General features: G+C 33.4%; 13 protein-coding genes and 1 pseudogene. 7 read left to right on the top strand and 7 right to left on the bottom strand.

The window, feature by feature from the left end:
• Positions 1-6 precede the first annotated feature (6 nt).
• A complete protein-coding gene (locus Q7C23_RS02140; protein WP_375030962.1) occupies positions 7-768 on the top strand; it encodes a hypothetical protein in 762 nt (253 codons plus the stop codon).
• Between the two features lie 34 nt (positions 769-802).
• On the opposite strand, the gene Q7C23_RS02145 is transcribed toward Q7C23_RS02140, so the two are convergent.
• Positions 803-1,237 (bottom strand): hypothetical protein, encoded by a 435-nt coding sequence (locus tag Q7C23_RS02145; RefSeq protein ID WP_375030963.1) that lies wholly within the window; start codon positions 1,235-1,237, stop codon positions 803-805.
• 126 nt (positions 1,238-1,363) lie between these two features.
• Positions 1,364-2,326, bottom strand: coding sequence for an SPOR domain-containing protein (locus tag Q7C23_RS02150; RefSeq protein WP_375030964.1), 963 nt, complete (start codon positions 2,324-2,326; stop codon positions 1,364-1,366).
• A gap of 309 nt (positions 2,327-2,635) precedes the next feature.
• Between Q7C23_RS02150 and Q7C23_RS02155 the strand changes: the two are divergent.
• Positions 2,636-3,212, top strand: a pseudogene (locus Q7C23_RS02155) (DNA-processing protein DprA).
• 80 nt (positions 3,213-3,292) lie between these two features.
• Here Q7C23_RS02155 and trpS read toward each other — a convergent pair.
• Complete coding sequence (trpS, locus tag Q7C23_RS02160) at positions 3,293-4,267, bottom strand: tryptophan--tRNA ligase (RefSeq protein WP_375030965.1); 975 nt, start codon at positions 4,265-4,267, stop codon at positions 3,293-3,295.
• Between the two features lie 285 nt (positions 4,268-4,552).
• Between trpS and Q7C23_RS02165 the strand changes: the two genes are divergently transcribed.
• The gene (locus Q7C23_RS02165; protein WP_375030966.1) at positions 4,553-5,308 is read left to right on the top strand and encodes a lysophospholipid acyltransferase family protein; all 756 of its coding nucleotides are present in this window, start codon (positions 4,553-4,555) and stop codon (positions 5,306-5,308) included.
• 556 nt (positions 5,309-5,864) lie between these two features.
• Here Q7C23_RS02165 and recA read toward each other — a convergent pair.
• From recA to Q7C23_RS02185, 4 genes are all read right to left on the bottom strand, one after another.
• The gene (recA, locus tag Q7C23_RS02170; protein ID WP_086065163.1) at positions 5,865-6,872 is read right to left on the bottom strand and encodes a recombinase RecA; all 1,008 of its coding nucleotides are present in this window, start codon (positions 6,870-6,872) and stop codon (positions 5,865-5,867) included.
• A 165-nt stretch (positions 6,873-7,037) separates the two neighbouring features.
• Positions 7,038-7,547: an acyl-CoA thioesterase gene (locus tag Q7C23_RS02175; protein WP_194656448.1), complete on the bottom strand. Its 510-nt coding sequence runs from the start codon at positions 7,545-7,547 to the stop codon at positions 7,038-7,040.
• Positions 7,548-7,664: 117 nt separating this feature from the next.
• Positions 7,665-8,048 carry a DoxX family membrane protein gene (locus Q7C23_RS02180; protein ID WP_026982373.1) on the bottom strand — a complete coding sequence of 128 codons (384 nt, stop codon included), beginning with the start codon at positions 8,046-8,048 and terminating at the stop codon, positions 7,665-7,667.
• 7 nt (positions 8,049-8,055) lie between these two features.
• On the bottom strand, positions 8,056-9,204 hold the full coding sequence (locus Q7C23_RS02185) for an ATP-binding protein (RefSeq protein WP_375030967.1): 1,149 nt from the start codon (positions 9,202-9,204) through the stop codon (positions 8,056-8,058).
• 435 nt (positions 9,205-9,639) lie between these two features.
• On the opposite strand from Q7C23_RS02185, the gene Q7C23_RS02190 reads away from it, so the two are divergent.
• From Q7C23_RS02190 to sprC, 4 genes are all read left to right on the top strand, one after another.
• Entirely contained in the window at positions 9,640-10,092 is a 453-nt protein-coding gene (locus Q7C23_RS02190; RefSeq protein WP_194656450.1) for a hypothetical protein, read from the top strand.
• A gap of 191 nt (positions 10,093-10,283) precedes the next feature.
• Positions 10,284-11,576, top strand: a complete 1,293-nt coding sequence (locus Q7C23_RS02195; RefSeq protein ID WP_375030968.1) for a hypothetical protein — start codon at positions 10,284-10,286, stop codon at positions 11,574-11,576.
• A 101-nt stretch (positions 11,577-11,677) separates the two neighbouring features.
• Positions 11,678-12,100: a hypothetical protein gene (locus tag Q7C23_RS02200; RefSeq protein ID WP_375030969.1), complete on the top strand. Its 423-nt coding sequence runs from the start codon at positions 11,678-11,680 to the stop codon at positions 12,098-12,100.
• Positions 12,097-13,569, top strand: a complete 1,473-nt coding sequence (gene sprC, locus Q7C23_RS02205) for a gliding motility protein SprC (protein ID WP_375030970.1) — start codon at positions 12,097-12,099, stop codon at positions 13,567-13,569. Before Q7C23_RS02200 ends, sprC begins: the two co-directional genes overlap by 4 nt.

The raw sequence follows: 13,569 nt of genomic DNA on the forward strand, positions 1-13,569 counted from the left end.
TTTAATATGAAAAAAGTAAATCTGTTTTTGGTTTTACTACTGTTTGTGGGTGCTTTCGTTTCGGCTCAGACTGTAAAACCTGAGTATCAAAAATGTGTCAAAAGTTTTATTGATACGATTAAAAGCGACAAGAAAGAGGCGATCGCAGAAATGGTTGCTTATCCTTTAAAACGCGAATATCCAATACCTGATATTATGGACAAATCTGATTTTATCAAACGGTATGATGAAATTTTCGATACTACTTTAAAAAATGAAATTACAAAATCAGATCCCGCAAAAGACTGGTCTGATATGGGTTGGCGCGGAATAATGCTGAATCAGGGCAATGTGTGGATGGATTTTGATGGCCGTTTAACCAGTGTAAATTACCAGTCACAAGCAGAGATTGAGCTCAAAAAGAAACTAATTTCCGATCAAAAAAAGGGGTTGGATTCCAGTATTGCCTTTTTTCTAAAACCAGTCTGTGTTCTGGAAACAGAAAAATTCAGAATCAGAATTGATAATTTGGGAAATGAGAATTATCGCTATGTTTCCTGGCCAATTGAGAAAGCGATGAGTGAAAAGCCTGATCTAATAATTTATAGAGGAAATTTTGTGGTAGAAGGAAGTGGAGGAAACCACCAATACGAATTTAAGAAGGAAAATTATACGTATGAATGCGCCTTTATAGTGGCTGGCGAAAAAAATGCGCCTCCGGCGAAACTAACTATTTATCAGGGAGGTAAAGTGATCCTTGCGCAAAACGCTAAAATAATTGCCAAATAATTAAAGCCTGTTTCATGTGAAACAGGCTTTTGTTTTAATAGGCTGATTTTAGTTTCTTAAGTTTTTGTTGTTGTTCTATTTTTTTGAGTTTAAGTTTCTGAATTTCAATTTCATTCTCTTTCAATTTTATTTGTTGTTTTTGAATTGTTTCATCAGAAGTTAAACCAGTATTGATTTTTGAAGCAAGTTTTTGATTGGCCGATTCTAATTTTTCAATTTTTTTATTGGTTGCATCAAGTGTCTTTTCAGAATTTTTCAGGTCTTTTTGATGTTTTTGAACTTGTTTTTCTTCTTTTTTTAGTTTCTTTTGTTCGTCGTTTAGCTTTCTTTGATATTTTTCAGATGATTTTTTAGCTTTTTTTTCTGACGCAATTTCTGCTTTTTTTGAAGTTATAATTTGCTGATAATAAAACGACTGCACATTTAGAAAGAGGACAAAAACAACGAATAATTTTAATTTGTAACACATAATTTTTTGTAGATTTATTTGAATCTAAAGTATGTGCCGCTGAGAATGTATATTGACGTAAAAGGTTTTTTTAGGAATAGAATAGGCCAAAAAAAAGCCTAATCGAAAGATTAGGCTTTTTAAATTTTATAGATTTTCGACTAGAATCCAGGCATCTGGATTTTCACCTTTTTGTATTTCTTTTTGTGCTTTTGCAGCTTCAGCCATTGTGGCATAACTTCCGTATAAAACCGGGAATAAGCCATGCTTGTTTTCACCAAGCATTCTCGCTTCGTAACCATCTTTAACCAGTTGGTTATAAGCTTTTCTTGCATTCTCTTCACTTCTGTATGCACCTGCCATTATGTGATAAGGCATTACTTTTACAACTTCTGTTTTTGCAGAATCGACAGATAAAGTTACTGCAGGTAGTGGATTCTCGATAAAGAATGTAGCTTCCTGAATTTTGTTCTCTACTTTTTTCTGAACCGCATTTTCTACTATAAGCGTTTTTGAAGTGATCTGATTTTGGTATAAAGGATAACCGATGCTTCCTGTAATGCCAAGACCTAAAACAAAAATTGCTGCATATTTTAGGAAAGAATTTGAAGATTTTGATTCTTCTTCCGAATCATGTAATTGATATACTTTAGATTCCTCAATTTCCTGTAATTTTTTCTCAAAATTTTCTCTTTTTACCATAGGAGCAACAAACGGACTTAATCCGAAAGAACTCGTTAGATAATTAGTTTGATCACTTGGAGTGAAAACCATATTATTATCGGCATTTAGACGAATATCACCGATGTTTTTAATATTTAAAACACCAGATTCCTCTAACGTCTTTTGCCAGCTTAAAACTTGAAATGCAATAGCACTTACAGCAAATCCATAGGATGTTTTTTCTGTTAGCGCAATATGATTTGCCAACAAACCATCATTGTTTTTCAAAAGACTGTTAAATGCGATCGTTTTTCTCGGTGGAGTAAACGAATTTGTACTTGAATTAAGCTGCGCCGATTGAATTTCGGTTAAAAATGCTCCAAACCCTGGAACCGTTACACACTGATAACGATACAATAACTGTGCTATATAAGTTTCGATTTTCATAGTAACAAAGTTATACATCCAATATAGTTATCAAAATTTTATTCACAATTTTTATTAACAATTCTGATAATTTTATAGACAATTCGTTTTCAGTTAGTTAAATAAAATTAGCTTTTTACCAAAAGTGATACGAAATCTTTAACTTTTAATTTTTTATAAGAATTTACTTCTAATTTATATATTTGCGCTTCTTTTAATTTCAAAATAATTTGTTTTAAAAGATATTTTTTATCCTCTCAAATAACTGTTTTCGAAGCCATGTCAGACCAGGAATTATTTTATTTATTAGCCTAATTAAAAGTAGATGGCATTGGTGATATTATGGCCAAAAAACTGTTAACTCACTTTGGAAATCCTGAAGCTATTTTCAAAGTTAAAAGTAATCAAATTGCTGGTATTGATGGTGTTGGTTCGGTTTTGTTACGGAATCTAAAAGACAAGACGGTTTTTGAAAAGGCCAATAAGGAATTAGAATTCATTAAATCGAACGCTCTAAATGTTTCTTTTTTTCAGGATGAAAGTTACCCGGATCGTCTCAAACATTGTATCGATTCGCCAGTTTTGATTTTTACTTCAGGAAATATTAATTTAAAAAACAAAAAATTGATTAATATTGTCGAAACGCGTCAGCGCTGCTGATTTAGTTTATGTGTTGAATTGGGACATTGAAAAAAAGTCAAAACCCGTACAGAAACAATTGTTCGTAGAATTAGAATTGGAGGAGCAAAAGATTTATGATTTTCTGCTCAAGAACGGAAAAGAATTGCTGGATGTAATTGCGCTTCAATGTGATTTTCCAATTTATAAAATCTCAGGAATGCTTTTGAATATGGAACTTAAAGGAGTTATTCGGCTTTTGCCAGGGAAATTGTTTGAGGCGATTTGAATTTAAAAAAGTTACCACAAATTACACAAATTCCCACTAATTAATTCGTTAAAATTCGTGTAATTGGTGGCAAAAAAAAATTACTTTCCAAATCCAAGAACTTCTCGAACTTTGGCCAAAACACCATCTGCAACAACCGATGCTTTTTTAGCACCTTTTTTCAACAAGGCATCAACCTCTTCAAGGTTGTTTATGTAGTAATTGTATTTTTCTCTTTCTGTTTTAAATTTTTCGGTAATCAACTCAAACAAAGCTTGTTTGGCATGACCGTAACCGTAATTTCCGCCTAAATAATTCGCTCTCATTTCCGCGATTTGTGATTCATTTGCTAAAAGTGAATAAATAGCAAAAGCGTTACAGATATCTGGATTTTTTGGGGCTTCAAGTGGTGTACTATCGGTTTCGATACTCATCACTTGCTTACGCAAGGTTTTATCGTCAAGGAATATATTGATAATATTATTAGCAGATTTACTCATTTTTCCGCCGTTAGTTCCCGGAATCAACATACTGTCTTCCTGAATTTTAGCCTCTGGAATTACAAAAGTTTCACCCATCTGATGGTTGAAACGGGAAGCAACATCACGGGTTATTTCCAAATGCTGTAATTGGTCTTTTCCAACCGGTACAAATTCAGCATCATAAAGCAAAATATCTGCCGCCATTAACATCGGATAAGTAAAAAGTCCGGCGTTAACATCGTCTAAACGATCTGATTTATCTTTGAAAGAATGTGCTAAAGTCAATCTTTGAAATGGAAAAAAGCAGCTTAAGTACCAGGTTAATTCGGCTGTCTGCGTCACATCTGATTGTCTGTAAAAAGTAACTTTATCTGGATTTAAACCACAGGCAAGCCATGCCGCTGCGGTGCTATAAGTATTTTCTCTTAATGTTTTACCGTCTTTAATTTGCGTAATCGAATGTAAATCAGCGATAAACAAATAAGATTCATTTGCAGGATTATTCGATAATTCAATTGCAGGTATGATTGCTCCTAATAAATTTCCCAAGTGTGGCGTTCCAGTACTCTGAACACCAGTTAGTATTTTTGCCATTCTAGTTTTTCTTGATCTTTAAAAAGCAAAGGTCGTGATGTTTTTTTTAACCGCAAAGCTCGCAAAGATTTTACGCAAAGTTCGCTAAGTTTTTTTTACTAGATGATGGTCCCAAATGAAAGTTAGCCAAAGATCATATTATTTAAAAATAGGCTTTACATCATTAATGTTTTGGAGATAAACTTTGCGAACTTTGCGTAAAATCTTTGCGAGCTTTGCGGTAAAATTATTCATTAAATAAATTCAGGTATTAAAATTCGTTTCGCTTTTCTTACATTTGAAACCATGAAAGGAATTAAAATTATTTTTTGGGTTTTGTGGCGCATTTGGTTTTATGTTTTAATGGCCATTCCGATATTGATTATGCTGCCATTTCTGCTGATTTCTATTATCTCTGAAAGCGGATACCCCTATTTCTTTAAAATGGCCCGCATTTGGGCTAAATTTATCCTTTTTGGGATGGGGTTCTACTATCTGGTAGAGCGTCAGGAAAAGCTGATCAGGAATAAAAGTTATATGATTGTTGCCAATCATACCTCAATGACGGATATTATGCTGACTTTGGCAGTGGTTAGAAATCCGTTTGTTTTTGTGGGAAAGAAAGAATTGGTAAAGATTCCGTTATTTGGATTTTTCTATAAAAGAACCTGTATTTTGGTGGACAGAAATTCTTCAAGAAGTAAAAATGAAGTTTTCAAAAGAGCACAAAGCCGACTTAATCAAGGACTTAGTATTTGTATATTTCCTGAAGGAGGAGTTCCAGACGATGAAAGTATTTTATTGGATGAGTTTAAAGACGGTGCTTTTCGCCTAGCGATTGAACATCAAATTCCAATTGTTCCAATTGTTTTTGCCGATAATAAAGAACGTTTCTCGTATACCTTTTTAAGTGGTAGTCCGGGGAAAATGAGAGTAAAGATATTCCCTTTTATAGAAACTAAAGGATTAACAGGAGAAAGCAGAAAAGAACTTCGGGATAAAGTCAGACAAGTGATCTATAAAGGTTTACTTGAGTTTCAAAAAGTAAAAAACAAAGCATAATTTAAAATTTAAAAGCCGGCTAATTACTAGAATTAGTCGGCTTTTCTTTTGAATTAAAACCCCCCATTTTATATTCAAAAACTTATCTATGGATAATTTTTTCTGAAATAAAGCGTAATACTTTTTTAAATTTTAGTTTGGTTTTTTTACGGTTTTTATTCAACAACACTTCTAATTTTTCTTTCATAGTAAAAGACTTTAAGAGTTGATAATAAAGAGTTTGGTTAGAACTCAAGTTAACGTCATAATACTATAGAGAGTAAAAAATGAAAAAGGTTGCGTTGAAATGAAATTATTTTTTTAGAAAGAATAAAAACCCGTCAGCACCAAACAAGCCAACGGATTTTTATTTAAAACAAATCAACCAAATTTATTCTAAAAACCTTCAAATTGGATACTTATAACGATACCCAATTCTTATGTCTCTCTATAAGATGGAATTGTTTTAAAAAGGTTGCGTCATTTTTACTATTATTTTTAAAATAAAAAACCCGACAAGTTTTAAATCTTGTCGGGTTGTATGTAAAGCCTTGTTTTAAGGATATTTATATAAGATTTAAGCGTTTGCTAATTCTTTGATATGGGCTTTAATTTTAGCCTCTAATTCATCAGCCAATTCAGGATTGTCTTTGATTAAAGCTTTTACAGCATCACGACCCTGACCTAATTTAGTATCGCCATAACTGAACCATGATCCTGCTTTTTTAACGATATCAAATTCAACAGCCAAATCAAGAATTTCTCCTGTTTTAGAAACACCTTCTCCGTACATAATGTCGAATTCGGCAGTTTTAAAAGGCGGAGCCACTTTGTTTTTTACAACCTTCACCTTAGTTCTGTTTCCAATTACGTTTTCTCCATCTTTAATTTGAGAAGAACGACGTATATCTAAACGTACTGAAGCGTAGAATTTTAAGGCGTTACCACCCGTTGTAGTTTCAGGGTTTCCAAACATAACACCAATTTTCTCTCTCAACTGGTTGATGAAGAAAACAGTACAATTTGTTTTACTGATAGTTCCCGTTAACTTTCTCAAAGCCTGGGACATCAAACGTGCATGAAGACCCATTTTAGAATCTCCCATTTCACCTTCGATTTCACTTTTAGGTGTCAAGGCAGCAACCGAGTCAATAACCACAATATCAATTGCTCCTGAACGAATTAAGTTTTCAGCAATTTCCAATGCCTGCTCCCCATTGTCTGGTTGAGAAATGATTAAGTTTTCGATATCAACGCCTAATTTTTCAGCATAGTTTCTATCAAAAGCATGTTCAGCATCTATAAAAGCAGCGATTCCGCCTGCTTTTTGAGCTTCTGCAATTGCGTGTAAAGTTAAAGTTGTTTTACCAGAAGATTCTGGTCCGTATATTTCGATAATTCTTCCTTTTGGATAACCGTTTACTCCAAGAGCTAAATCGACACCAAGAGAACCTGAAGAAATAGTTTCAACTTCTACAATGGCTTTATCGCCCATTTTCATTACGGTACCTTTTCCGTAGGTTTTATCTAGTTTGTCAAGCGTAAGTTGTAACGCTTTTAATTTGGCATCTTTCTCTGAACTCATCTCTTTTTTTTCTTTTTCTTTCATCTAAATTTTTATAATTCTTTCATTCTCAAAATAAATCAGAAATTAAATAACGTACTGACTTAGATTTGTATCAGGCTTGTAATTTTGTAAAAATACTTCTTTTTTTTTGAAGTTTATTGTTCCAAATTGTATCAAAATGTACTATAAAAATAAAGCCTTTAATTCTGTAGCTTCTTCTGGTTTTATTTTCCCTGCAAGCAGTAAACTCAACTGTTTACGACGTAAAGCAGCATCAAAACGCTGAATTTCTAAGTCGGTTTGCGGTATAATTGCCGGAACTTCGACAGGTCTTCCGCTATCATCCACTGCAACAAATGTATAAATTGCTTCGTTGGCTTTGGTTCTGCTTCCGGATTCACGGTCTTCTACCCAAACATCAATAAAAGCTTCCATAGAACTTTTAAAAGATCTGGAAACCTTTGCTTCTATTGTCACTACCGCTCCAAGGGGAATTGCTCTGTTAAAAGCTACGTGATTTACAGAAGCTGTTACTACAATTCGGCGTGAATGTCTGCGGGCAGCAATACTGGCAGCGCGATCCATACGGGCTAATAATTCACCACCAAAAAGGTTGTTTAAAGGATTTGTTTCGCTCGGTAAAACTAAATCAGTTAATATAGTCAGCGATTCTGAAGGATGTTTTGGATTCATTTTTTTTGAAGTTTAATTGCTGTTTGCTATAGCAAACAATTTATTTTTTGCCACTGATTAAAAGATTTCAATGATTTTTTCAAATCTTTTTAATTCGTGAAATCTGTGACATATTTTTTAATTCAACCAATAAACAGCCATAACGGCCGGAATAAAATAAATTACAATGGTTCTTGCGCCATCGTAATCTTTGGCCAAACGCTGACCAAAAAGCATCATTAACAAAGAAATACATGAAAAAATAGCGCCGTAAAAACCAAATTCACGACCACTATTTGTTAATAATTGTATCGCGCCAACAACACATAAAATTCCAGAAATTAATTCTAAAACTAAAAGATGTGCAAGGGCAAGCGGTACTTGGTTTTTTAATGGTGTTTTGGCAAAATGTCCTTTGAGCCATTCAACATTATCTTTCCAGTAAAAAATTTTTTCATAGCCTGATTGTAAAAAAGTTAAGGCTAAAAAAGCTAACAGTAAAATGGAGGCAACATTATTCATTTGGAAACTATTTTTTATGAATTAAACGAGTCAGTTTTATAGATAAATCAGTTAAAATTATTTTTGCATTTCCGTTTCTTTCAATGTGATACATTGCATCTGAAAGTTCTTTAAAAATGTCGTGAATGTTGTTCCCATTTACAAAAGGAGCAAAATTTTCAAGTTTGAATTTGTCAACCCTTGGTTCAATGTAAACTAAACTCGGAGCTTCATAATTTAGCAAAAGCGCCTGTCTGAACATTTCGATACAAAACTGAATGAATTTTTTCTGGCTTTCACGACCTAAACCTGCAATTTCTTCACTCCAGGTAATTAAGTCCTGAATAGCGGCTGCATTTCCTTTTGCCCTAAATGCGGCCCGAACCCAATTGACAAACCATTGCTCAAAAGGATACTCTGAATCATCTTCTTTTAATAAAGAAAGTGCTTTGTTGAAATTTCCCTGAGCCTGGTGCGCAATTTTTTTGGCTTGGTTTGAATCGATATTTTCCTGAGAAACGAGTGCTTCGGTAATTACTTTTTCAGGTAAACCATTAAAGTGTATTACCTGACAACGAGATCGAATGGTTTGTATAATATCTTCTTCGTTTTCAGAAATCAGAATAAAAATAGTTTTATCTGATGGTTCCTCTAAGAGTTTCAATAATTTGTTTGAAGCGGCGATATTCATTTTATCGGCCATCCAGATAATCATAATTTTATAACCGCCCTCGTATGATTTAAGCGAAAGTGATTTTAAAACTTCCTGAGCATCTTCTACCCGAATTTCTCCTTGTTTGTTTTGAACGCCCAACATTTTATACCAGTCAAATAAACCTCCATAAGGCATTTCCTGAATAAAAGTGCGCCAGTCCTGAATGAAATCCAGACTCTTTGGTTTTGTTTTTACATCTTCAGTGGTAACTGTCGGATAGATAAAATGCAAATCGGGATGTGAAATATTTTGAAACTTCAGATTACAGGAATCGTTGCCGTTTTCGTTTTCATTACCGGTGTTGTTGCATAAAATATACTGCGCGTAAGCAATGGCGGTAGATAATGTACCACTTCCTTCTGGTCCAATGAATAATTGTGCATGCGGAATTCGTCCTGAAGCAGCACTTTTTATCAAGTGACTTTTGATGTAATCCTGACCTAAAATTTGTGAAAATTGCATGAAGCAAAGATATAAGAAAATGATATAGTCAAAAATTTTCGTGAAAAAGTTTATTAGGCTACTTTTTATTTCTGTTTTTTATTTACGTTTTTAACTTAATTTTTTTCGTTTTTGATGTTAGCTTTTGTTAATACAGGGATTAATTGAGAGAGATATTAAGAATATTTTGTTAATAGTTTTTTTGAAAAAGCGATAATTATGGATTTTTTTTGGTTATAATTTTGTAAAACCTGACAATTGTTATGTGTAATATCTTACAGTTTTGGTTTTAACTATTTTAACAAAAAGCTCGTTAAAACGCAGATTTTCTCGACATAAGACGAGATTTTAAGTTTTTTTTAAGGATTTTTTTTGAAAAAAGAAATCAATAAAGTTGCAATTTAAGTTAATTTATATATTTTTGTTTTCATCAATAACAACTATAAATAAGAATCTATGAAAGGGAAAATTATTTTATTTAGTGCACTTTTTTTATTGACAACCGGAGGCATTTCTGCGCAGGCAAAAAATGCTCCGAGAAGTATAATTAGTACAACAGCTATCATCCGTAAATACCATGATCAAAAAGAACTGAGTGGTATGCAGAAAGGTGAGCTTTTGGAATTATACATTGAGCGTATAAAAGTTTTAGTGAAAACTCTCCCTTACATTGCTTTGGTGACTAAACCAGGCGTTACGATGGCCGACTTAGGTATTCCGGATGATTCTGAACACAAAAAAGTGTTAGACGGACAGGCAGTTGGTACAACAGCATTCTTAGATACAACAGTAGAATTTCAGAGAAAAATGATGCCTTATTCAGACAAAGGAAATTTGATCGCTGCTATTTTATTTTACGAAAGCACATTGAAATCTTTACATGAGTTCAACGATTTGAACGAAATGTAATAAAAAATATTTTTTAAAACCTTTTTCAAAATAGTTACGTAGATGAGCTTGATTTCATAACGTTATTTTGAAAGAGATATAAAAAAAACAACTCGTTCCCGATGTGTTCTGAATAATATCAGATAACCCGGGATGAGTTTTTATCATTTACGCATACCCAAATTTATTATTAACCGTAATACCCCCTTATCATGAAAAAAATTACTCAAATGATCTGCGTACTTTTGACAGTTACTGCTATGAGTGCTCAACAAGAGAAAGGAATTATGGGCTACACTAATTGGTTGAACAACTGGACCGAATTTAAGCCTAACAAAGTAGAGTATGGAGAAGCAAACCAAATTTTAGCAGGAAATATTTCTGTTAACACTAAATTGCTGAAGAGGAATATTTATGTTTTGCAAGGAAATGTTTATGTTACAAACAATGCTGTTTTAACAATCGAGCCTGGAACTTTAATTATTGGTGATTTCGAAACTAAAGGAACATTGGTAGTTACAAAAGGTGCTCAAATTATTGCAGACGGTTTAGAAACTGACCCAATCGTATTTACATCAAACCGCAGCCAGAAAAAAGCTGGAGACTGGGGTGGTCTTGTAATTCTTGGTGATGCTCCAATCAATAAATTTGGAAATGTAGGTTCTTATAACTTAGATCTTGATCCAACGCTTACTACTTACGGTGGTGACAATGCTGCAGGAAACTCAGGAATTTTAAGATATGTAAGAGTAGAATTTGCTGGAAAAAAAGTAAAAGGAGCTGATACTTTCAATGGTTTAACACTTGCTGGTGTTGGAAGTAAAACTACTGTTGAAAACATAATGGTTAGCTATTCTGGTGGTGACTCATTCGCTTTCTTTGGAGGTGATTTTAACGCTACTAAATTAGTTTCATATAAATCAATCAATGACGATTACAAATTTACTCAAGGAGTACAATGTCGTTTATATAACTCATTAGCAGTAAGATCTTCTTATTTATCAAGTAATAAAGACGGATCACGTTGCATGGAAGTAAAATCATTCGAAAAGAAAAATGAAACTGATTTTACAAAAAAACAAACTTTAGTTGTAGCCACAAATATTACAATGCTTAACGACAGTGAGAACATCAAAGCTGATATTCAGGCTGGTTTGGTAAAAGAGGCAATTTATGTTGCTGAAACTGCTTCACTAGAAATGAAAAGAAGCGTAATCTCTGGATTTAATCCTGCTGTTTTATTAGACAGTAAAACAGAGATTAACGATGCTAATCTTAAGAAAATCAAAATTGAAGAAATGTATTTAAACCTATGTAATGGAAACATCTTTACAGAATACAACTCTAACAATGAAGATTTAGAAAGCTGGTACGGAAACCCTGTGTTTTTCAATGTTATGTCACAAAGTGATAACAAAGAAACATTCATTGACATCTACAATCCTAAAAAACCAGATTTCAGATTACAATTAGGAAAAATCACAGCGTCGAGCGGCAACAAATAATTGATTTCGATTTTTATTTTAGAGCGTAAATTTTATTAATAAAGTCCCCAGACACAATTTATGTATCGTCTAATACCGGACTAAATAAAGATCAAAACATAATGGCCCCAACTATAAAAAAGTATTTTATTTATACAATATTTTTGGTATCTCCTATTGCGTTAAGTTTACATGCACAAAGTACAGAAGCCAGCAAAACTGCTTCTTTTGCTACTAAACGCAATAAAACAGCGTCAATAGTTTTAAACCAAAATAATGATATAGCTGATAAACGTATCAGCAAATTAGATGATAATTCTAATCAGTTAATAGCAGGGCTATCCATCCCCAAGGATAGCCTTTCTATAGCGACTGAAACGAACGATCAGTCTATTACAAAATGTCTAGAAAATTCATCTATAACAGCTTTTTATTCTGCGCTTGCAAAGGATATTATTGAGAATTATAAATATGACTTTTCGGAAACATTTATCGATATTTTATTTTTTGAAGATATAGACTTAGCAAGAACTCGTACTATATGATTCAAAAAACTACTTTAACTTTTACTAATTTTTTCCTTTTATTTAGTATCCTTTTCTGTGCTAAATCAACTTTGCATGCCCAATCTATAACGCCAAGTATTTTAACTTTTGACAGAATTTGTGCTGGAGGTTCTACTAATCCAACGTACAAAGCATCATTTACTTACTCAGGTTATGCCGCAGGGACAACATTCGAAGTTGAATTATCAGACAAAACAGGAAGCTTCACTACACCTACGCCTGTGGTTTTTGTAGGTGAGATTGATGATGCGCCAGATAAGAAGACAATTACGTTCTCAATTCCATCAGATATTGTTGGATCAGATACGTACAGTTTAAGAGTTAAAAGTTCAGGAGGACAGCCTGCGAGCAGCAGTTTCTTTTCTTCAACAGCAAAAAGACAGTTCCCTGTTTATTATAAAATTCATGATAAACAATACACAATTAATAATTTTATTGGGGATGCTACTTTTTGTTCAGGAGGTAGTCTTGTATTGTCTATCGACCCAGATCGTACTAGTCCCGAAAATGATTCCCCTTTAAAGTACCCATCTTTATCATACAATTGGTATAAAGACAATGGACCTACTGTACTGCCAACTCTAATGGCCGGAACTAGTGGACCATCATTTACTGTTACTGCTCCAGGAACGTATTATGTCGAAACTAATTACGGTACTTGTACATCTCTTTCTTATTCAAATCGTGTAATTGTTACTACTTCCGGATCTGGCTCTGCAGTAACTATCAATTCTAGTTTAGGAAACCCTTTTTGTGCTAATGGATCAGGAACAGTCTTAACAGCTACTTCTGGAAATAGTTATGCATGGAAGAAAGATGGTGTAACTATTAACGGAGTTAGTACTCGTACTTATACAACTAATGAATCAGGAACATATTCTGTAGAAGTTGATTTTGGTGGTTGTAAAGCTTCAGGATCTATAAATCTAAGCAGTAATGGTTTTAATGCCAGTATTGATGTTGCAGATACGGTTTCACTTAACGAAGGTGAAACGATAAACGTTACTGTTTCGACTGACGCAACAAGTCCGTCTTACGAATGGTATTTAAATAACAATCTTATTGGCGGCGCAACGACAAATACCTATTTGGTAGCCGCAGTAGGTAATTATAAAGCTAAAATTTCTCAGGCCTCAGGATGTATTGCTACAAAGGAGTTTTCTTTTAAAGTTACCGGACCAGCCCCACCGACAGCGGTAATTCCTAACATAGTAAATTTAAGTGGAAGTTATCCATATTGGAACATTCCTGATGCATATAGAACAGCGACTACCAAGTTGATAATTATTAGCTCAAACGGAGAAATCATGTTTGATGATGTTGGAAGTAATTATGACCCCCAAGTCAATTCGTTTATTAAAGATTTTAAAAATGTAAATCCAGTTTACTACTATGTCATTCAAGCAGACACAGGTGAAAAAAAAGGATCAATAACTGTGATAAAATAA

This window comes from Flavobacterium sp. LAR06 (genome assembly GCF_041946075.1).
GTDB lineage: Bacteria > Bacteroidota > Bacteroidia > Flavobacteriales > Flavobacteriaceae > Flavobacterium.